Origin of the sequence: Luteimonas terricola, from assembly GCF_004352845.1 — a bacterium.
Lineage (GTDB): Bacteria > Pseudomonadota > Gammaproteobacteria > Xanthomonadales > Xanthomonadaceae > Luteimonas > Luteimonas terricola.
The window spans coordinates 394427-414336 of the sequence record NZ_SJRX01000003.1; the positions used below are offsets into that span (position 1 = coordinate 394427).

The following is a 19910-nucleotide window of genomic DNA, read 5'->3' on the forward strand; positions in this document are numbered from 1 at the left end:
CACTCATGCCGCCACCCCGCCGGAGACGCGGTAGTTGTCCTGCATCGGGTATCTGCGCGCATAGGCCGCGAACGCCAGCGCCGCGACGAACGCGAACAGTGCGAAGAAGAACATCAGGAAGGCGTTCTCGCTCAGCCCCGTGGAGGCGATGGCGGACGTCACCGCGTCGTTGCGCACGCCGGCGTTGGTCAGCAGCACCCAGAGGCTGCCGAAGGTGCTGGTGAGGTACCAGAAGGCCATGATCACGCCCTTCATTGCGTGCGGCGCCTGGCTGTAGGCGAACTCCAGCGCGGTGGCCGAGACCAGCACCTCGCCGAAGGTCAGCAGCAGGTAGGGCAGGCTCTGCCAGGCCAGCGAGACCTCGGCGCCGCCGTCGAGCCAGAGCTGCAGCACCCCGGCCGCGATCCAGGCCACGCCCGAGAACACGATGCCCCAGCCCATCCGGCGCAGCGCCGTCACGGTGAAGCCCATCCGGCGCAGCAGCGGGTACAGCACCAGGTTGTTGAACGGGATCAGCAGCATCACCAGCAGCGGGTTCAGCGCCTGCATCTGCGCCGCTTCCTTCACCAGCCAGCTCGGCCACCACCAGGCCTCGTGCGGGATCAGCATGGCGTTGCCCTGGATGATCCAGGTCGATGCCTTCTGGTCGAACAGCGACCAGAACGGGGTCACCAGCGCGAACACGATCAGGATCCGCAGCACCGCGCGGACGCCATCGACCGCCGCGTCCGGGTGCAGGCCGCGCGCGCGCTCGAGCTGCAGGGATGCGCCCCAGCCGACGCAGGCGATCACCACGCCCAGCGCCAGGCAGGCGGTGATGACGAAGCCGAAGGAATCCGGCCACGGCAGCGGCACGCCGGTCGCGTCGAGCGCCCACAAGGCCAGCATCAGCACCGCGAGCGCGATGCCCGTGCGCGCGATCAGCGTGCCGGAGCCGCCCTGCCCTGCGCTCCCACGCAGCGCGGTGCGCACGACGTTGAGGAAGGAGTCCGGATCGCGCCCCGACGGCGGTACGTTGACGTACTGCTTGCGGCCCAGCCAGAACACGACGGTGGCGATGAACATCAGCACGCCCGGCACGCCGAAGGCCACCGCCGGGCCGTAGCTGCGCAGCAGCAGCGGCGCCAGCAGCGAGGCGAAGAACGAGCCGAAGTTGATGATCCAGTAGAAGGCGTCGAAGACCACCTTGGCCTTGGATTTGTTGGTCTGGTCGAACTGGTCGCCGCAGAACGAGACCACCAGCGGCTTGATGCCGCCCGAGCCCAGCGCGATCAGGAACAGGCCGGTGTAGAAGCCGTTGCGGCTGTCCTCGAACAGTGCCAGGCAGGCGTGGCCCGCACAGTAGATCAGCGAGAACCACAGCACGGTGTTGTACTTGCCGAAGTAACGGTCCGACAGCCAGCCGCCGAGCAGCGGGAAGAAGTACACGCCGATGACGAAGCTGTGGAAGATGTCCTTCGCGGCGCCCTCGCGCTCGGGGCCCGCCGGCAGGTAGGCCAGCAGCATCGAGCTGATCAGGAACGGGATGAGGATGTTCCTCATGCCATAGAAGCTGAAGCGCTCGCAGGCTTCGTTGCCGATGATGTAGGCGATCTGGCGCGGCATCCTGCCGGCGTCGGGGGCAACGGGGGCTGTGCTCATGCGGCTCGGGCGTCTTGCGGTCGAAGCCGTGAAGGCTAGCGTATCCATGGCCGCGGCGCTTTGGCCCGAAAGGCATGGGCAGGCATCATGGGCGACCTTGCCGCCCTCCGATGCCCACGCCATGTCCCGATCCGCACGTGCCGCCCTGCCCCTGCTCCTGCTGCTGGCCGTCCCGGCTGCGGCCACTGCCGCCCCGTCGCCGGCGCCATCCGCCGAGAGCCCGCAGCCGCTGTCCACGGTCGCGGAGCGCTCGGGCTTCCTGCGCACGGGCCGCTACGACGAGGTGGTGAGCCTCTGCACCACCTTCGCCCGCCGCCACCCGGATGCGGTCCGCTGCATCGACTTCGGCACCACGCCCGAAGGGCGGCCGATGAAGGCGCTGGTGGCGTCGCGCAGCGGCGCGCTGACGCCCGAGGCCGCGCGCGCGGCGGGACTGCCGGTGCTGCTGGTCCAGGGCGGCATCCACGCCGGCGAGGTGGACGGCAAGGACGCGGGCTTCCTGGCACTGCGCCAGGTGCTGGACGGCGAGGCCGCGACCGGGGCGCTGGACAAGCTGGTGCTCGTGTTCGTGCCGGTGTTCAACGCCGACGGCCACGAGCGCTTCGGGGCGTGGAACCGCCCCAACCAGCGCGGCCCCGAGGAGATGGGCTGGCGCACCACCGCGCAGAACTACAACCTCAACCGCGACTACCTCAAGGCCGACGCGGCGGAAATGCGGGCAATGCTGGGACTGGTCGAAGCCTGGGACCCGATCGCCTACGTCGACCTGCACGCCACCAACGGCGCGCAGTTCGAGCACGACATCTCGGTGCAGATCGAGCCGCTGCACTCCGGCGACCCGGCGCTGGCCAAGGCCGGCCTGGCGCTGCGCGACGCACTGCTCGCCGACCTCGCCGCGCAGGGCTCGCTGCCGCTGCCCTTCTACCCTTCGTTCGTGACCCATGACGATCCGGCCTCGGGCATCGTCGACGGCGTCTCGCCGCCGCGTTTCTCGCACGGCTATTTCCCGCTGCGGAACCGCTTCGGGATCCTGGTCGAAACCCATTCCTGGAAGGAATACCCGGTGCGGGTGCGCATCACCCGCAACCTCGTGGTCGGGATGCTGGAGCAGACCGCCGCGGATGGCCGGGAGTGGCTGGACATCGCCGCTGACGCCGACGCGCGCGCGGCCACCCTGGCCGGCCGCGACGTGCCCCTGGACTACGTCGCCACCGACCGCGTGCGCAGCGTCGACTTCCGCGGCTACGCCTGGACACGCACGCCCTCGGAGATCTCCGGCGCAGCGGCCACGCGCTATGACGAGACCACCCCGCAGGTCTGGAAGATGCCGCTGCGCGACGAGATCGTGCCCGGCCGCAGCGTGACCGCGCCCGCCGCCGGCTATATCGTGCCGGCGCGGCACGCCACCCGGGTGACGCGCTGGCTGGACGTGCACGGCATCCGGTACCGCAGGCTGGAGCAGCCGCTCCCCGGCGCGGCCCTCGAGACATTCCGCGCCGACGCCACGCGCCTGGCCGCCGCCTCCAGCGAAGGCCACCAGCGCCTCGAGCTGGACGGCGAATGGCGTCCCGAGACCCGTGACCTCGCTGTCGGCGCCCTGTTCGTCCCCATCGCCCAGCCCCGTGCACGGCTGGCGATGGCGATCCTCGAACCGCAGGCACCGGACTCGATGGCGGCCTGGGGCGAGTTCAACAATGCCTTCGAGCGCAAGGAATACATGGAGCCCTACGTCGCCGAGGCGGTCGCGCGCGAGATGCTGCGCGAGCCGGCCGTACGTGAAGCCTTCGAGGCCCGCCTGGCCGGGGACCCGGAATTCGCCGCCAGCCCGGGCGCGCGCCTCGACTGGTTCTACCGCCGCCACTCGAGCTGGGACGAGCGCCTCGGCCTCTATCCGGTTTTCCGCACTGCCACCGCGCCCCGCTGACCCTGCCGGGCCCTGCAGCGGCGGTCACGCCGCGTCCGCTCAGCGCCGGACCAGTGCCGCGGCCGGCTCCACCCGGTTCCTGCCGCCGGCCTTCGCCCGATACATCGCCGCGTCGGCACGCGTGAGCCATTCGTCCGTGGTGATCACCGACAGGTCGACCTCGGACAGGCCGATGCTCAGCGTGCAGTCCTGCGCCGCCGCCTCGTCCGGCCGCTGGTCGAGGAAAGCAAGACGCACGCGCTCGGCCACGCACAGCGCTCCGGCAAGGCTGGTCTCGGCCAGCAGCACTCCGAACTCGTCGCCGCCGTAGCGCGCCGGCGTGTCGATGTCGCGGGTGCAGGCGGCGAGTACGCCGGCGACGCTGCGCAATACCTCGTCGCCCGCGACGTGGCCATGGTTGTCGTTGACCGCCTTGAAATTGTCGACATCGACCAGCATCAGCACCGCCGGCCTGCGCGTGCGCGCATGGCGCGCCAGCTCGGCGGCCATCGCCTCGTTCCAGCCGCGGCGGTTGCGCAGGCCGGTGAGCACGTCGATGCGGTTGAGGCGTTCGAGCTGGCGGTTCTTGTCGGCCACGCTGCGCCCGAGCCGGTAGGCGATCGTGGCCAGCGCCACCGGGTAGACGAACAGGAACGGAAGCGTGGCAAGGACGACAGGCATGCTGCTTTCCAGCCGCACCGGGAAACCGAGCGCAGCCGATACCAGCACGCAGGTCGCCACGAGCGCGGGCGCGGTGCGGCCCAGGAACCGCCAGCCGCCGACCGCGACCTTGTCCGTGGTCACCATTGCCAGCAGCACCGCACTGGGCACCAGGTTGAACTCCATGATCGCGATCCACGCGCCCGCGGCCGCGGAATCGAAGACAAGGTGGCGATGCGCAGCGTGCGCGGGATCCGGCGATCGCAGCATCAGCCAGCGTGCCAGCAGCGGCCAGATGAAGCCGTTGAAGGCCCAGAACGCCCAGATCCACGCCGATGCCCCGTTGGCCGCGAGCACGGATGCCACCAGCAGCGCCGACAGCGCTCCCCCGAGCGTGCGCACCTGGTGGACGCGCCCGGCGAAGCGCAGTTCGCGCTCGCCCACGTCGGCTGGGTCGGACAACTGCATCACCGCAGGGTGGCCGCGATCAGCGCCGCCGGCAAGTGCGCGGCCGGGTACGCGCCCCCAACCCGGAACTGCGTCACGCCGGTATCGCAGCGCAACGCACACCCCGGTGTTCATTCAGGGCCGGCCTCCAAGGCTTCCCATCGTGCATACGCGGCGTCGAGGCCCGTCTGGAGCTCCGCCATTGCGGCGTTGTGGGCGGCGATGGCGCTGCCGTCATCCCGGAAGAACGCCGGGTCGGCCAGGGCCCCGGTCATTTCCGCAAGCCGGGTCTCCAGCGCCTCGATGCGTGCCGGCAGCTGCTCCAGCTCGCGGGCGTCCTTGTAGCTGAGCTTCCGCCGCGCCGCCGCGGGCGCGGCTGCCTGGGCCGGAGGCGTTCCGACCACGCCCGACGCGTCCTCCCGTCGCGCCGGCCCGGCAGCTGAGTGTGCGGCCTGCGCCTGCGGACGCTGACGCAGCCAGTCGCTGTAGCCGCCGACGTACTCGCCCACGCGGCCCTCGCCCTCCATCACCAGGGTGGAGGTCACGACGTTGTCGAGGAAGTCGCGGTCGTGGCTGACCAGCAGCAGGGTGCCTTCGTACTCGGCCAGCAGCTCTTCCAGCAGCTCCAGGGTCTCGACGTCGAGGTCGTTGGTGGGTTCGTCCATCACCAAGAGGTTGGACGGCTGCGCGAACAGCTTGGCCAGCAGCAGCCGGTTGCGCTCGCCACCCGACAGCCGGGTGATCGGCGCGCGCGCGCGTTCGGGGGTGAAGAGGAAATCCTGGAGATAGCCGACCACGTGCTTGCGCTTGCCGCCGACCTCGACGAACTCCAGGCCCTCGGCCACGTTCTCCAGCGCGTTCCAGTCCTCGCGCAGGGTGGCGCGGTACTGGTCGAAATAGGCGACCTGCAGCTGGGTACCGATGCGCAGTTCGCCCGCCTGCGGCTGCAGCTGGCCGAGCAGCAGCTTCAGCAGCGTGGTCTTGCCGCTGCCGTTGGGGCCGATCAGGCCGATGCGGTCGCCGCGCAGGATGGTGCTCGAGAAATCGCGCACCAGCGGGCGCTCGCCGAAGGCGAACGACACCGCCTTCGCCTCGATGACCTTCTTGCCCGAGGCGCCGGCCTGCGCCGTGTCCATGCGCACGTTGCCCATGTGTTCACGCCGCTCGGCGCGCTCGCTGCGCATCGCCTTGAGCCGCCGCACGCGGCCTTCGTCGCGGGTACGCCGGGCCTTGATGCCCTGGCGGATCCAGGCCTCTTCCTGGGCCAGCATCTTGTCGAAGCGCGCGTTCTCCTGGGCCTCGGCGTTGAGGCGCTCTTCCTTGCGCCGCAGGTAGTTGTCCCAGTCGCCCGGCCAGCCCGTGACCTGGCCGCGATCGATCTCGACGATCCGCGTCGCCAGCGCGCGCAGGAAGCGGCGGTCATGGGTGATGAACACCAGCGCGCCCGCCCAGGACTTGAGGAAACCCTCGAGCCAGTCGATGGCGGCGATATCGAGGTGGTTGGTCGGTTCGTCAAGCAGCAGCAGGTCGGGCGCTCCGGCCAGGGCGCGCGCCAGCAGCACCCGGCGCTTCATGCCGCCGGACAGCCGCGAGAAGTCGGCGTCGCCGTCGAGGTCGAGCCGTTCCAGCACCTCGGTCACACGCTGGTCGATGGCCCAGCCGCCGCCGGCCTCGATCTCCGCCTGCGCGCGCGACAGCGCATCGATGTCGACCTCGTCCTGGTGGATGAGGTGGTGGTAGGCCGCCAGCGCCGCGCCCAGCGCGCCGAGGCCCTCGGCGACGACGTCGAAGACGCTGCCCGAGGCGCCGGCCGGCACCTCCTGTTCGAGGCGGGCCACGCGCACCCCGCCCTCGCGGCGGACTTCGCCGTCGTCGGGCTTGAGTTCGCCCGCGAGCAGGCGCAGCAAGGTGGATTTCCCGGCGCCGTTGCGGCCGATGAGGGCGATGCGCTCGCCGGATTCGATCGCGAGGTCGACGCGTTCGAGCAGGAGCGGGCCGCCGACGCTGTAGTCGACGGCATTCAAGGTGATCAGAGGCATCGCACAAGTTTACCGGGGCCAGCGCCCCGGTAGTCGCCCTAGCTGTTCTGCGCACGCCACACCCTCTATCAATAGTGCATCGCATCCGCTTCTCCGCTGCCGCGGAGGCCACGCCAGAGGACTCCAAGCATGAACATGGCCGTTTCCCCCGTCAGCCACCATGCCGCCAACATCCCGGCCAGGCAGTCGCCGTCGCATACCGTGCAGTACGGCGACACCCTGTCGGCCATCGCCCTGCGCCACGGCCTGGGCATCGACCAGCTGCTCGCCGCCAACCCGCAGATCCTCAATCCCGACGTGATCTACCCCAACGAACAGGTCAGCCTGCCAATTGGCGGCGACGAGGCATCGGGCGTGCCGGCCGCATCGGGCGGGACCGTCGCCACCGGGGCCGGCGGCATCGAGCGCGTGGGCGGGAGCCTCGACACCGAGGGCGGCATCACCGCCGACCAGCTGCTGCAGATCGTGCCGACGCTGGATCCGTCCAGGGCGCCGGCGATCGCCGAGCACCTCGACATCGCAATGGCCGAAGCCAAGGTCGACACACCGCAGCGGCAGGCGATGTTCATCGCCCAGCTGGCGCACGAGAGCGGCGGCTTCCAGTACCTGGAAGAGATCGCCAGCGGCGCCAATTACGAAGGCCGCGCCGACCTTGGCAACACCGAGCCCGGCGACGGCGAACGCTACAAGGGCCGCGGCTACATCCAGATCACCGGTCGCTACAACTACGCCGCGGCCGGCGAGGCCCTGGGGCTCGACCTGATCAACAATCCGGAACTGGCCTCCCTTCCCGAGAACGCCGCGCGCATCGCCGCCTGGTACTGGAGCGACCGCAACATCAATGCCGCGGCCGATGCCGGCAACTTCGTCGAGGTCACCCGCCTGATCAACGGCGGCACCAACGGCCTTGCCGATCGCGAGGCCTATTACGCGCGCGCGCAGGACGCGCTGTACTGACCGGCCCTGCCGGTCAGGGAATCTCGAAGCCGTCCGCGTCCTCGGGGATGCCGGCCCGGGCGAACAGCTCCGGGCCGATCGCCGAGACCTCTTCGCCGTCGCAGGCCAGGTTCGCGACGGTATTGCCCTGCGCCTGCACCAGTACGCCGGCCTTCTCCCAGCCGCGGCCGATGCCGGTGTAGACCGTGTAGGTCCGGCCCTCGCGGTCGAAGCGCAGGAATGCCCCGCCGCCGCCCGAGTACATCAGGGTGCCTGAGCGGTAGGCCTGCGAGGCCACGGTGCCGTCCTGCGGCCAGGCCACGTCGGCGGCTTCGCCAGGAACGTTTTCACGGTACTGCAGCTCGCCACCGGCCGGCGCCAGCCCGGGCGATGCGCAGAGCGCGACGGTGTGGCCCTGCGCAAGCTTGCAGCCGAACACGACGTCCTCGCCCTCCGCGCAGAACATCCCGGCATCCCCGTCCGCGACAGCGCCGCTGGCCGCGACGCCCGGCGACGGCGGCACCGCGGCTTCCTGGCCGACGCACCCGGCCAAGAACAGGCCGCATGCAAACGCCAACATCTGCTTCATGTGTTCAATCCTCGCGTTCTTGCAGGCTGCAGCCTGCCATCGCCGGCGTCAACGGCGCGCACGCTGCCGGTGATACCACTACGAGCTGCAGGACAGCATCGAACAGCCGGCGCGGTCGAGCGCCCAGTCCGGGCGCAGCGCGGCGAAAGCCTCGCGGCCCGGCTGCTCGTCATAGGGTTCGCGCAGCACGTCGAGCAGCTCCGCGATACCGGCCTCGTCACCGGCCTCCGCGCGTTCGATCGCCTGCTGGGCCAGGTAGTTGCGCGGCACGTAGCGCGGGTTGGCCGCGTGCATGCGCGCCACCCTCGCCTCCCGCGGCAGGCCGTCGGCGCGGCAGCGGGTGGCGTAGCGTGCGAGCCAGGCGTCGAGCGCGTCGGCGCTGGCCGCCAGCTGCACCGTGTCGTAGAAGGCGCCGCGCAGGGGCTCCAGCGAAGGCGCTTCGGCCTCGATGTCGACATCCGGCAGCGCGCGGAAGAAATTCGTCATGTCGGCCCCGGCGCGGTGCATCAGCGCCTGCAGCTCCCGCATCAGCGCAAGGTCGTCGCCCAGGCACTCCGACAGCCCGAGCTTGGCGGCGGCATTGTCGCGCTCGCACGCCGCCCAGCGCGTGGCGTAGGCATCGAGTCCGGCCTGCAGCGGCGCGGCGTCGGCGAACAGCGGCGACAGCGCCTGCGCCAGCCGCCCCAGGTTCCAGTGCGCCACCCGCGGCTGCCAGCCGAAGCGGTAGCGGCGGCCCTGGGCATCGGTGGTGTTGGGGGTCCAGTCGGGATCGTAGCCGTCGATCCAGCCGTAGGGGCCGTAGTCGATGGTCAGCCCGAGGATCGACATGTTGTCCGTGTTGAGCACGCCGTGGACGAAGCCGACGCGCATCCAGTGGCCAACCAGGGCCGCCGTGCGCGTGCACACCTCGTGGAACCACGCGGCGAACAAGGCCTCGTCGAAGGCAGCCGCCGCGCGCAGTTCCGCCAGCGGCAGCGCCGCGCGCCTGCCCAGCAGCCAGGGGAAGTCCCGCCACACGCAGAATTCGACCAGCGCCCGCAGCAGGTCGACGTCACCGCGCGAGGCCGGCAGCTCGAACGTGCCGAAGCGGATGAACGAGGGCGCCACGCGGCAGACGATGGCGCCGGGCTCCGGCCCTGGATGGCCGTCGTAGAACATGTCGCGCACCACCGCGTCGCCGGTGGCCACGAGCGACAGCGCGCGCGTGGTCGGCACACCCAGGTGGTGCATGGCCTCGCTGCAGATGAACTCGCGGACCGATGAGCGCAGCACCGCGCGCCCGTCGGCGCCGCGGGAGTACGGCGTCCGGCCCGCACCCTTGAGCTGCAGCTCGTGCCTGCCGCCGTCGACGCCGACCGCTTCGCCCAGGCTGATCGCACGGCCATCGCCAAGCTGGCCCGCCCAGTGCCCGAACTGGTGGCCACCATAGTTCGCCGCCCAGGGATCCATGCCGTCCAGCAGGCGATTGCCGCCGAACACCTGCGCGAACGCGGGCGCCGCGATCCCATCCGCGTCCAGGCCGAGCTGCGCCGCCACTTCTGCGGAATGCGCCACCAGCCGCGGCGCCGCCACCGGCGTGGGCATCACGCGCGACCATGCCGCGCCGTGCACCTGGCGCACGCCTGCGCTGGCTATCGGGTCGCCGGGCAGCTCGCGCAGAAAGGCGTTGTCGAAGTCGAAGCGCATGCGCGCAGTGTGGCAGCCGGCGCGCAACGGCGCCGTGGCCGCTCAGCGGCTGCAGCCCTCCAGGCGGATGCGCTGGCCGATGCGGATGCTGTACGCCGGCGCCTTCAGGCGATTGGCCTGCGCCAGCCCACGCGCCTCGCAGCCATAGCGCCGCGCGATCCCGACCAGGGTGTCGCCGCGCGCGACGCGATGCTCGCGCGGACCCGCGGCGGGCGTCGGCACGCCGGTGGCAACCGTGGTCGGCACCGCCTCGACCGGACCGGCCCGGACCAGGGCCGAGTCCACGCGGCTGCCCACGAGCTGCTTCGCCAGGTCGGCGCGGCGGCCCTGGGCGCACCAGCGCTTGTACAGCGCCGCCATGCGCGTGGTGCCCTGGAGCACGGCGCCGGCCGGGATCACCTGGTCGGCCTCGAAGCGCGGGTTGAGGTTGCGCAGCTGCCGCATGTAGCCGTGCCGGCTGCCGCTGTCGCCCATGCACACGGTGAGTTCATAGATCGAGGCCGGGCGCGACAGCGCGAAGTGCGCCGGGCGCGCGTCGACCTTCGGAAAGCTCAGGCCGTATTCCCGCGGGTGCAGGTACAGCCACGCCGCGGCGATCACCATCGGCACGTAGTCGCGGGTCTCGGCGGGGAACTGGCTGTAGACGTCCGCATCCCAGAACTGGCGCCCGCCGCTGGCATCGTGGATGCGCCGGGCACGGCCCTCGCCGCCGTTGTAGGCGGCCAGCCACTTCTCGACCTCGTTGCCGAATTCGGCGAAGCGCTCGCTGAGGTATATCGCGGCGGCATCGGCGGACAGCGCCGGGTCGTAGCGGGTGTCGAAGCCGCTGGCATCGGCCCCGAGGCCGAAGCGGCGCCCGGTGGCCGGCATGAACTGCAGCGGACCCACGGCGCCGGCGCGCGAGCCGACGTGCACGCGGCCGGTGGATTCCTTGGCCATGATCCCGAACAGCAGCGCTTCGGGCAGGCCGCGCTCCTCGAACGCGGGCGCCATCAGGTGGCGCATGTACTGGTAGTTTTCGTGGCTGGTGATGAGCGATACGCGCATGTCGGTGAGCCAGCGCCGGATGCCCTCCTGCACCGCCGGATTGAACTGCACCATGCGCACGAAGCGCTGGCCGTCCTCGCTCAGCAGCGCCGCGGCGCTGGCACCCTCGGGCACCTCGCCCGTGGGCAGGTGGCCATCGGCAAGGCCGTCGCCATCGAAGTCTTCTTCCGGTACGCCCGACGCCTCGTCCGCCTGCGCCTTCAGCAGGCGCTTGAAGGCCGGCATCAGCGACGAGACCTGGCAGCCGCGCTGCTTCTCGCAGGCCAGCATCACGTCCTCCATGTCCTCGAGCGCGGCGTCGCCCTCGGCGATGGCATCCGGATCGGCGTTGGCGGCCTTCACCAGCGACTCGCGGTAGCGGGTCTCCGCGGCGGCCATGCGTCCGGTCAGCTCCCCGGCCGCGGCGCGGTCGCGCCTGGACTGGGCTGAGGCTTCAGGGACGTGGAGGGCGAACATTGCGACGGCGGCGGCAAGCGCCAGCCTCGGGAGGACAGCGGAACGTGGGGGCATTCGATGGACCGGGGACTGCAAAGCGAGCCGGCAGCGTAGCGACCGCCCACGGCCAGCGCAAAGCCCCCCGCGCCTGCAACCGCCCCGCGGCCGCTTGTCGCTAGAATCCCGGCATCACGCACAGGAGCCCCCATGGACCCGATCCTCGTCGGCAAAGCCGTCACCCAGCCCGATTCCCTGCCCGAAACCGGCGGTCGCGTCTTCCTGCAGCCGAAACTCGCCAACCGCCACGGCCTGGTCGCCGGCGCCACCGGCACCGGCAAGACGGTGACCCTGATGACCCTGGCCGAGGGCTTCTCGCGGATCGGCGTGCCCGTATTCATGGCCGACGTGAAGGGCGACGTGGCCGGCCTGGCCGTGCCCGGCGACATCAACGACAGGCTGCGCGAGCGCGCGGAGATGATCGGGGTCGATGCCTACGGCCCGGAGGCGAGCCCGGTGGTGTTCTGGGACATCTACGGCAAGTCCGGCCACCCGGTGCGGACCACGGTCAGCGAGATCGGCCCCACCCTGCTGGCGCGCATGCTCGAGCTCAACGACACCCAGTCGGGCGTGCTCGACATCACCTTCAAGCTCGCCGACGACCGCGGTCTGCTGCTGCTCGACCTCGCCGACCTGCGCGCGCTGCTGGCCCTGGTGGCCGAGGAACGCAAGACGGTATCCACGCAGTACGGCCTGGTCAGCACGCCCTCGATCGGCGCCATCCAGCGCGCCCTGCTGCGCCTGGAGCAGGACGGCGGCGATGCCTTCTTCGGCGAGCCGGCCCTGGAGCTGGTCGACATCATGCGCACCACCACCGGGGGCCGTGGCGTGGTCAGCATCATGGCCGCCGACCGCCTGATCCTGAAGCCACGACTGTATTCGAGCTTCCTGCTGTGGCTGCTGTCGGAGCTGTTCGAGACCCTGCCCGAGGTTGGCGACCTCGACAAGCCGAAGCTGGTGTTCGTGTTCGACGAGGCCCACCTGCTGTTCAACGACGCGCCGTCCGCGCTGCTGCAGCGCATCGAGCAGGTGGTGCGCCTGATCCGGTCCAAGGGCGTGGGCGTGTACTTCTGCTCGCAGTTCCCCGACGACGTGCCCGACAACGTGCTCGGCCAGCTCGGCAACCGGGTGCAGCACGCGCTGCGCGCCTACACGCCGCGCGACCAGAAGGCCGTGCGCACGGCGGCCGAAACCTTCGTGTCCAACCCGGGGCTGGACGTGGCCAAGGCCATCGGCCAGCTCGGCACCGGCGAGGCCCTGGTGTCGACGCTGCAGGGCAAGGGCGCGCCGATGCCCGTCGAACAGACCCTGGTCGCGCCGCCGCGCTGCCGCATGGGCGCGATCACCGACGCCGAGCGCGAACGCGTACGCGCCGGCAGCCCGGTCGGCGCGAAGTACGACACCGCGGTCGACCGCGAGTCGGCGTTCGAAATCCTGGCGAAGAAGGCCGAGGGCCTGGCCGAACAGGCCGCAGCACCGAAGGCCCGCACCGCGAAGCAGGACGAAGCCGAGTCCGGTGGCGGCTTCGCCCAGTCGGTCAAGGACGCGGTGTTCGGCACCAAGCGCCGACAGGGCATGATCGAGACCATGGCCAAGCAGTCCGCGCGCACCGTGGGCAACCAGATCGGACGCCAGATCCTGCGCGGGATCTTCGGCGGCATCACCGGAAAGAAGTGATCAGCCGCATCGTCCATTCCGCGCGCGGCTCCCGCGGCGCCGGCATCGGCTGACGCCGCGATGTCGCGCTGGCGCCCGCCTCCCGAGAAATCCACCGCGCTGGTCACCCCGGAGGGCCATGCGCGCCTGAAGGCCGAGCTCGACGACCTCTGGCGCGTGCGTCGGCCGGAGGTGGTGCGCGCGCTGTCGGCGGCGGCGGCCGAGGGCGACCGCTCCGAGAACGCCGAGTACACCTACCGCAAGAAGCAGTTGGGCGAGATCGACCGCCGCGTGCGCTACCTCAGCAAGCGCCTGCTGGATCTGCGCGTGGTGGACACGCGCCCGTCCGATCCCGACGCGATCTACTTCGGCGCGGTGGTCGAGGTCGAAGACATGGACAGCGGCGATTGCGCGCGCCACCGCATCGTCGGCCCCGATGAGACCGACGCGGCGCTGGGCTGGATCAGCATCGACTCGCCGCTGGCACGCGCGCTGCTGAAGAAGCGCGTGGACGACGAAGTCGAAGTCGAGCTTCCAGGCGGACGCCGCGGCTTCCTGGTGGTGTCGGTGGACTATCCCGCGGACTGAGGCGCCCGGCGCAGACCGCGACCGGGCGCGGCGCGATGGCGCGTTGGCGCGCGGTACGGCGGGTGGGTGGGTACTCCGTGGGCTGTCCCGCTGCGCGGGCCTTTATGCCCACTGCCTACCCACCCACCCGCCTTGCAGCGCATCCCCGCGGGCCGCCGGGAAAAGCAGAAGCGCGACGCTTCCCCCTCACCCCACCTCAGCGGTGGCAGCGGAGGGTGTGTGGGGTACGCAGCCGGCATAAAGGCCCGCGCAGCGGGACAGCCGGCGGAGTACCCCACGCACCCTCCGCACTCAGTCGTTGTACTCGACCTCGCCGTACAGGTCGTGCTCGTCGCTGCCCATGATGCGGATGTCGGCGAATTCGCCCGGGCGCAGCCCGGCGTCGCGGCCGTCCTGCACCTGCACCAGGCCGTCGATCTCCGGCGCGTCGGCCATCGAGCGCGCGATCGCCAGGTCGCCGTCGATGGCGTCGACGATGCAGCGCTGCACCGTCCCGACCTTGGCTTCAAGGCGCGCGGCGGAGATCTCCGCCTGGCGCTCCATGAAGCGCGCCAGCCGCTCCTGCTTGACCTCCTCGGGCACCGGGTCGGGCAGCGCGTTCGCCGCCGCGCCCTGCACCGGCGAGTAGGCGAAGGCACCGACGCGGTCGAGCTGCGCCTCGTCCAGGAAATCCAGCAACGACTCGAACTCGGCCTCGGTCTCGCCCGGGAAGCCGACGATGAAGGTCGAGCGCACGGTCAGTTCCGGGCAGGCGGCGCGCCAGGACTGCACGCGCTCCAGGGTGCGCTCGACGGCGCCCGGGCGCTTCATCAGCTTCAGGATGCGCGGGCTGGCGTGCTGGAACGGGATGTCGAGATAGGGCAGCAGCCGCGGCTGTCCGTCGGCGCGGCGCGCGGTCATCAGTTCGATGATGCCGTCGACGTGCGGATACGGGTAGACGTAGTGCAGGCGCACCCAGGCGTCGAGCTCTGACAGGCCTTCGCACAGCGCCTTCATGCGCGTCTGGTAGGCCTTGCCCCGCCACTCGCGCTCGGCGTAGCGCAGGTCGACGCCGTAGGCCGAAGTGTCCTGCGACACCACCAGCAGCTCGCGCACGCCGCCGCGCACCAGGCGCTCGGCCTCGCGCAGCACCTCATCCACCGGGCGCGAGACCAGGTCGCCGCGCATCGAGGGGATGATGCAGAAGCTGCAGCGGTGGTTGCAGCCTTCGGAGATCTTCAGGTACGCATAGTGCTTCGGCGTCAGCTTCACGCCGTCCGCGTAGTCCTCCGCGCCCAGGCGCGGGGCCGGCATCAGGTCGATGAAGGGATCGTGCCGCGGCGGCAGCGCGGCGTGCACCGCGTCCATGACGCTGGCGTAGTCCTGCGGGCCGCTGATCGACAGCACGCCCGGATGCGCCTCGCGGATCACGTCGGCGCGCTTGCCCAGGCAGCCGGTGACGATCACCTTGCCGTTCTCGGCCATCGCCTCGCCGATCGCGTCCAGCGATTCTTCCACCGCCGAATCGATGAAGCCGCAGGTGTTGACCACCACCACGTCGGCGTCGTCATAGCTGGGCGACAGCGCATAGCCCTCGACCCGGAGCTGGGTAAGGATGCGTTCGGAGTCGACGAGGGCCTTGGGGCAGCCAAGGCTGATGAAGCCCACTCGGGGGGCGGTCGGGGTGGCGATATCGTTCATGCGCTGGCGGCGGGCTCGGCGTGGGTCCGCGCGGCGGCGGAGGGGTCTGGTGGTCTTCGCGCCGCGATTATACCGGCGGGCTAGAATCCACCCGAGGGCCGGTGTCTGGCCGGCCGCCCGGAGGCGACGATGGGTACGCGAGTCAGCCTGGAGGCCGCGGGAATCGGCGAGGTCGGCGGCTGGCTGGCGCGCCCGGAAGCGGCACCCCGCGGCGGCCTGGTCGTGGTACAGGAGATCTTCGGCGTCAACGCACACATGCGCGCGGTCACCGAGCGCTACGCCCGCGACGGCCTGCTGGCGCTGGCGCCCGCGGTATTCGACCCGGTCCAGCGCGACGTCGAGCTCGCCTACGACGAGTCCGGTTTCGAACGTGGCCGCGCGCTCGCCGCGGCCCTGGGCTTCGACCGCGCGGTGGCCATCGTCGAAGCCGCAGCGGCCCAGCTGCGGACCCTGCTCTCCGAAGAGGCAGCGGACCGGCACGCCGGGATCGGGGTGGTCGGTTTCTGCTGGGGCGGCAGCGTGGCCTACCTGGCCAACGCGCGCCTGGGCCTGCCCGCAGTGAGCTATTACGGCGCGCGTACTGTGCCTTTCCTGGACGAACCGCTGCGGGCGCCGATGCTGTTCCACTTCGGCACCCGCGATTCCAGCATTCCGGAGGCCGACATCGAGGCCCATCGCCGCGCCCGGCCCGAAGCCGGACTCCATGTCTATGACGCCGGCCACGCGTTCAACCGCGACGTCGACCCGCGTCACTTCGACGAGGCTAGCGCCCGCCTCGCGCATACCCGCACGCTGGACTTCCTGCACCGGGCACTCGCGCCCGCAGCGAGCGCCTGAAAGGAGGCCGCCATGTCCCGTCATCGCGTCACGCAGCCCGACCCCTACGCCCTGCATCCGCAGCTCGCCGCGGACAGCCACCCGCTCGCCGCCCTCGAGCTGTGCGACCTGCAGCTGATGGACGACAGCAACTATCCGTGGCTGGTGCTGGTGCCGCGCGTGGCCGGCGCCCGCGAGCTGCTCGACCTCGACCCCGCGCAGCGCAGCGCACTGATGGAGGAGATCGTCCGCTGCGAGCGGCTGCTGCTCGACGTGTTCCAGCCGCACAAGCTCAACGTGGCCGCGCTCGGCAACCTGGTGCCGCAGCTGCACGTGCACGTCATCGCCCGCTTCGAACACGACCCGGCGTGGCCGGCGCCGGTCTGGGGCCGCGTGGCCTCCCGGCCCTACGCGCCCGAAACCCTGGTCGACCGCGTACGCGACCTGCAGGCCGCGCTGCGCGGCTGAGCCGGCTCAGGTGCGGGGCAGCGTGACCCCGGTCTGGCCCTGGTACTTGCCGCCGCGATCCTTGTACGAGGTCTCGCAGACGTCGTCGGCCGCGGCCTGGAAGAACAGCATCTGCGCCACGCCCTCGTTGGCGTAGATGCGCGCCGGCAGCGGCGTGGTGTTGCTGAACTCGAGCGTCACATGCCCTTCCCACTCGGGCTCGAGCGGAGTGACGTTGACGATGATCCCGCAGCGCGCGTAGGTGCTCTTGCCCAGGCAGACCACCAGGGTGTCGCGCGGGATGCGGAAGTACTCCACTGTGCGCGCCAGCGCGAACGAGTTCGGCGGGATGATGCATTCGTCCGCCTCGATATCCACGAAGCTCTTGGGATCGAAGTGCTTGGGATCGACGATGGTCGAGTTGATGTTGGTGAACACCTTGAACTCGCGCGAGCAGCGCACGTCGTAGCCGTAGCTCGAGGTGCCGTAGCTGACGATGCGTTCGCCGTTTCCGGCGTGCTTGACCTGGCCGGGCTCGAAGGGCTCGATCATGCCCTGCTCGGCGGCCATGCGACGGATCCAGCGGTCGGACTTGATGCTCATGCAGTTCCTGCCCACGCGATTGGTGGCCAATTCTAGCCGCCGCACCCGTCGTCCGCTCGGGGTCTGGAAGAAGGAGGCCCGGCGGACCGGGCCTCCTCCATCCTGGTGCCGCAATCAGAAGCTGCTGACATCCAGGCGGCCGTTGCTGACCACCTTGCCTTCGCACGAAGCCGTGGTCACCGCCGTGCCCATGATGCCCGCCTTGACATCGGCCGCGGTCGCACCCGCACGGGACGACTTGTAGAGCGCTGCGGCACCGGCCACGTGTGGCGCCGCCATGGACGTGCCGCTGTAGCTCGCATATCCGGAAACCACGCTGCCCTTGGAGCGGACCGGCACCGTGGACACGATGGCCGAACCCGGTGCGCAGATGTCGACCGTGGTTGCACCGTACTGCGAGTAGCTGGCCATCGACCCGTCCTTCACCAGCGCCGCCACCGCGACGACGTTGGGGTTCGTGTAATTGGACGGGTAGCTGTCGGTAGCGTCGTTGTCCGCACCCGAATTGCCCGCGGCGGCGATGAACAGGATGCCCGCCGTATCGGCGCGCCCGATCGCGTCCTTGAGACCCTGCGAGAAGCCGCCACCGCCCCACGAGTTGTTGGTGGCCACCATGTTCAGACCGTGCCGGGTCTTCAGGTCGGTCATGTAGTCCACCGCCTTGATCGCATTGGCGGTAGTGCCGCCGCGCTTGCCGAGGAACTTGGCGTTGATCAGCTTGACCTCCCAGCACACGCCGGCCACGCCGGTGCCGTTGCCGCCCACGGCTCCAATGGTGCCGGCCACGTGGGTGCCGTGGTCGTCGTCCACGCCATCGAACACCGTGTTGTCGTTGCCATCGAAGTCCCAGCCGTAGACGTCGTCGATATAGCCGTTGCCATCGTCATCGATGCCGTTGCCGGGGATCTCGCCGGGATTGGTGCCGGCGTTGGCCGCGAGGTCGACGTGCGAGTACATGTAACCCTCGTCGATCACCCCGACCCAGACATCGCCGCAGGACGTATGGCCGGCGTTCCAGGCCTCGCCAGCCTGCGAACCGAACTGGTTGGCGGGGCTGGTTGCGTCGCCGTACATGCCCCACAAGGTGCCGTCGGCATAGTAGGTGTCGTTCGATACGTCGGTGTGCTGGTAGATCCAGTTGGGCTCGACGTAGTCGATGGCGCCGATCTTCGACAGCGCGCTGACGGCACTGGCGACACCCTGCCCGGCGGGCAGCCGGACCAGTGCCAGCTCACCCCGGCCCTTGTCGGTGCGCACGGTCGCCGACTTCTGCACGCCGTAGTTGCGGTAGAAGGCCTCCTGGGAGGCGGCGTCGACGCCGTCGCGGAACTTGACCAGAACTTCTCCCGGGACGTGTGGAACGCCGGCATGCAGGCCGCGAAGCACGAGATCGGGCTTTCCGCCTGCAAGCGCGGGGCCGGACAACGCAAGGAGGATCGCACTGGCCAGAAGCATATGACGATGGTTGCTTATCACGGACTACCCCTTGAAAGAGCGCGCCCAAAGCCGGGCGCCGGGGGACATTGCAACCTGGAGGCAACGCGGACACGCCGCATTGCAGCATTGGCCCCATGCGGCGCCAGCGCCTGGCGAATTCCGCCACCCGCGTCAAATTTTTTGCAAATTTCCGCGCGCGGATGCCGCAGTGCAGCGGCGATCGCGCGGCGAAGGTCAGCCGAGCAGCGACGAAGCGATCGTCATCGGCACGCGCGGGCGCTTGCGGAGCTCCGCAACCAGATTGAGGGCGAGCGTGCGATAGGCGATGGCAGCGGTCGAATCCGGCGCCGCCACGACTATCGGCAGACCGGCATCGCCCTGCTCCCGGATGGTCCGCTCCAGCGGCAGCGAACCCAGCAGCGGAACCCCGTACTGCTCGGCCATGCGTGCGCCACCGCCCTCGCCGAAGAGGTGCTCGGCATGCCCACAGTTCGCGCACACGTGCACGGCCATGTTCTCGACCAGGCCCAAGACCGCCACCTCGACCTTCTCGAACATCTTCAGGCCCTTCCGCGCATCCAGGGTGGCGACGTCCTGCGGCGTGGTCACGATCACCGCCCCCGCCACCGGGATCTTCTGCGCCAGCGTCAGCTGGATGTCGCCGGTACCGGGCGGCAGATCGACGATCAAGTAGTCCAGGCCCTCGTCGCCGCCCCAGAGGGTGTCGTTGAGGAGTTGGGTCAATGCCGACGTCGCCATGGGGCCGCGCCAGATCATCGGCGTGTCCTCCTCGACCAGCAGGCCGATCGACATTGCCTCGATGCCGTGCACGCGCATCGGGATGATCGACTTGTTGTCCGGGCTCTCCGGCCGGCCCGACAGGCCGAGCATGGTCGGGATGCTGGGGCCGTAGACGTCGGCATCGAGGATGCCGACCCTCGCACCACCGGCCGCGAGCGCCAGGGCCAGGTTGACCGTCGTGGTCGACTTGCCCACGCCACCCTTGCCCGAGCCCACGGCGATGATGTTGCGGATGCCGGGCAGCGGCGAAAGCCTGGGCTGCACCGCCCTGGACGATAGGGAGACGGTTTCATCGGCGTGATTCAAGGGAACATTCCTTCATTTTTCAGATAGTTTCATGCAATTCAGCGAGCCGCCCCAAACTGCGCCCGCCCGGCCTGGCACGGGTCTGCGCGCAATGTGGCACTTCGTGTTAACCCCATGTTAATGTCGGATCATCGGG

At 70.2% G+C, this 19910-nt stretch carries 16 protein-coding genes; 6 read left to right on the forward strand and 10 right to left on the reverse strand.

Going from position 1 to position 19910, the window contains the following annotated elements; translation table 11 throughout:
- Window positions 1-3: 3 nt before the first annotated feature.
- Window positions 4-1641, reverse strand: a complete 1638-nt coding sequence (locus E2169_RS09375) for a POT-type proton-dependent oligopeptide transporter (RefSeq protein WP_132986347.1) — start codon at window positions 1639-1641, stop codon at window positions 4-6.
- A gap of 121 nt (window positions 1642-1762) precedes the next feature.
- Here E2169_RS09375 and E2169_RS09380 point away from each other — a divergent pair, with 121 nt between their 5' ends.
- Window positions 1763-3565: a M14 family metallopeptidase gene (locus tag E2169_RS09380; protein WP_132986348.1), complete on the forward strand. Its 1803-nt coding sequence runs from the start codon at window positions 1763-1765 to the stop codon at window positions 3563-3565.
- 39 nt (window positions 3566-3604) lie between these two features.
- On the opposite strand, the gene E2169_RS09385 is transcribed toward E2169_RS09380, so the two are convergent.
- Entirely contained in the window at window positions 3605-4666 is a 1062-nt protein-coding gene (locus tag E2169_RS09385) for a sensor domain-containing diguanylate cyclase (protein ID WP_165942385.1), read from the reverse strand.
- 116 nt (window positions 4667-4782) lie between these two features.
- Window positions 4783-6690, reverse strand: a complete 1908-nt coding sequence (locus tag E2169_RS09390; RefSeq protein ID WP_132986350.1) for an ATP-binding cassette domain-containing protein — start codon at window positions 6688-6690, stop codon at window positions 4783-4785.
- Between the two features lie 135 nt (window positions 6691-6825).
- Here E2169_RS09390 and E2169_RS09395 point away from each other — a divergent pair, with 135 nt between their 5' ends.
- Entirely contained in the window at window positions 6826-7647 is an 822-nt protein-coding gene (locus tag E2169_RS09395) for a glycoside hydrolase family 19 protein (protein ID WP_165942386.1), read from the forward strand.
- 13 nt (window positions 7648-7660) lie between these two features.
- Here E2169_RS09395 and E2169_RS09400 read toward each other — a convergent pair whose 3' ends face one another.
- The 3 genes from E2169_RS09400 to E2169_RS09410 all read right to left on the reverse strand — a co-directional run bounded on the left by E2169_RS09400 (window position 7661) and on the right by E2169_RS09410 (window position 11458).
- A complete protein-coding gene (locus E2169_RS09400) occupies window positions 7661-8215 on the reverse strand; it encodes a hypothetical protein (protein WP_132986352.1) in 555 nt (184 codons plus the stop codon).
- A 78-nt stretch (window positions 8216-8293) separates the two neighbouring features.
- Entirely contained in the window at window positions 8294-9901 is a 1608-nt protein-coding gene (locus E2169_RS09405) for a protein adenylyltransferase SelO (RefSeq protein WP_132986353.1), read from the reverse strand.
- Between the two features lie 42 nt (window positions 9902-9943).
- A complete protein-coding gene (locus E2169_RS09410) occupies window positions 9944-11458 on the reverse strand; it encodes a transglycosylase SLT domain-containing protein (RefSeq protein WP_132986354.1) in 1515 nt (504 codons plus the stop codon).
- A gap of 132 nt (window positions 11459-11590) precedes the next feature.
- Between E2169_RS09410 and E2169_RS09415 the strand changes: the two genes are divergently transcribed.
- Together E2169_RS09415 and greB are read left to right on the forward strand one after the other, a co-directional pair.
- Complete coding sequence (locus E2169_RS09415) at window positions 11591-13117, forward strand: helicase HerA-like domain-containing protein (protein WP_132986355.1); 1527 nt, start codon at window positions 11591-11593, stop codon at window positions 13115-13117.
- A 60-nt stretch (window positions 13118-13177) separates the two neighbouring features.
- Entirely contained in the window at window positions 13178-13684 is a 507-nt protein-coding gene (gene greB, locus E2169_RS09420) for a transcription elongation factor GreB (protein ID WP_132986356.1), read from the forward strand.
- A gap of 291 nt (window positions 13685-13975) precedes the next feature.
- Here the strand turns inward: greB and rimO are convergent, their stop codons facing one another.
- Window positions 13976-15364, reverse strand: a complete 1389-nt coding sequence (gene rimO / locus E2169_RS09425) for a 30S ribosomal protein S12 methylthiotransferase RimO (protein WP_132986357.1) — start codon at window positions 15362-15364, stop codon at window positions 13976-13978.
- A gap of 129 nt (window positions 15365-15493) precedes the next feature.
- Here rimO and E2169_RS09430 point away from each other — a divergent pair, with 129 nt between their 5' ends.
- Entirely contained in the window at window positions 15494-16201 is a 708-nt protein-coding gene (locus E2169_RS09430; RefSeq protein ID WP_132986358.1) for a dienelactone hydrolase family protein, read from the forward strand.
- Between the two features lie 12 nt (window positions 16202-16213).
- Entirely contained in the window at window positions 16214-16648 is a 435-nt protein-coding gene (locus E2169_RS09435; RefSeq protein ID WP_132986359.1) for an HIT family protein, read from the forward strand.
- Between the two features lie 6 nt (window positions 16649-16654).
- Here the strand turns inward: E2169_RS09435 and dcd are convergent, their stop codons facing one another.
- The 3 genes from dcd to apbC all read right to left on the reverse strand — a co-directional run bounded on the left by dcd (window position 16655) and on the right by apbC (window position 19774).
- On the reverse strand, window positions 16655-17230 hold the full coding sequence (gene dcd, locus E2169_RS09440) for a dCTP deaminase (RefSeq protein ID WP_132986360.1): 576 nt from the start codon (window positions 17228-17230) through the stop codon (window positions 16655-16657).
- A 114-nt stretch (window positions 17231-17344) separates the two neighbouring features.
- Window positions 17345-18685, reverse strand: a complete 1341-nt coding sequence (locus tag E2169_RS09445; protein ID WP_132986361.1) for a S8 family peptidase — start codon at window positions 18683-18685, stop codon at window positions 17345-17347.
- A gap of 216 nt (window positions 18686-18901) precedes the next feature.
- Window positions 18902-19774: an iron-sulfur cluster carrier protein ApbC gene (gene apbC, locus E2169_RS09450; protein ID WP_132986362.1), complete on the reverse strand. Its 873-nt coding sequence runs from the start codon at window positions 19772-19774 to the stop codon at window positions 18902-18904.
- Between the last annotated feature and the right edge of the window lie 136 nt (window positions 19775-19910).

What these genes read in the sequence shown, in the direction of transcription:
- E2169_RS09375 (WP_132986347.1), bottom strand. Translation starts at nt 1,641, where the DNA reads ATGAGCACAGCCCCCGTTGCCCCCGACGCCGGCAGGATGCCGCGCCAG.
- E2169_RS09380 (WP_132986348.1), top strand. Translation starts at nt 1,763, where the DNA reads ATGTCCCGATCCGCACGTGCCGCCCTGCCCCTGCTCCTGCTGCTGGCC.
- E2169_RS09390 (WP_132986350.1), bottom strand. Translation starts at nt 6,690, where the DNA reads ATGCCTCTGATCACCTTGAATGCCGTCGACTACAGCGTCGGCGGCCCG.
- E2169_RS09395 (WP_165942386.1), top strand. Translation starts at nt 6,826, where the DNA reads ATGGCCGTTTCCCCCGTCAGCCACCATGCCGCCAACATCCCGGCCAGG.
- E2169_RS09400 (WP_132986352.1), bottom strand. Translation starts at nt 8,215, where the DNA reads ATGAAGCAGATGTTGGCGTTTGCATGCGGCCTGTTCTTGGCCGGGTGC.
- E2169_RS09405 (WP_132986353.1), bottom strand. Translation starts at nt 9,901, where the DNA reads ATGCGCTTCGACTTCGACAACGCCTTTCTGCGCGAGCTGCCCGGCGAC.
- E2169_RS09410 (WP_132986354.1), bottom strand. Translation starts at nt 11,458, where the DNA reads ATGCCCCCACGTTCCGCTGTCCTCCCGAGGCTGGCGCTTGCCGCCGCC.
- E2169_RS09415 (WP_132986355.1), top strand. Translation starts at nt 11,591, where the DNA reads ATGGACCCGATCCTCGTCGGCAAAGCCGTCACCCAGCCCGATTCCCTG.
- greB (WP_132986356.1), top strand. Translation starts at nt 13,178, where the DNA reads ATGTCGCGCTGGCGCCCGCCTCCCGAGAAATCCACCGCGCTGGTCACC.
- rimO (WP_132986357.1), bottom strand. Translation starts at nt 15,364, where the DNA reads ATGAACGATATCGCCACCCCGACCGCCCCCCGAGTGGGCTTCATCAGC.
- E2169_RS09430 (WP_132986358.1), top strand. Translation starts at nt 15,494, where the DNA reads ATGGGTACGCGAGTCAGCCTGGAGGCCGCGGGAATCGGCGAGGTCGGC.
- E2169_RS09435 (WP_132986359.1), top strand. Translation starts at nt 16,214, where the DNA reads ATGTCCCGTCATCGCGTCACGCAGCCCGACCCCTACGCCCTGCATCCG.
- dcd (WP_132986360.1), bottom strand. Translation starts at nt 17,230, where the DNA reads ATGAGCATCAAGTCCGACCGCTGGATCCGTCGCATGGCCGCCGAGCAG.
- E2169_RS09445 (WP_132986361.1), bottom strand. Translation starts at nt 18,685, where the DNA reads ATGCTTCTGGCCAGTGCGATCCTCCTTGCGTTGTCCGGCCCCGCGCTT.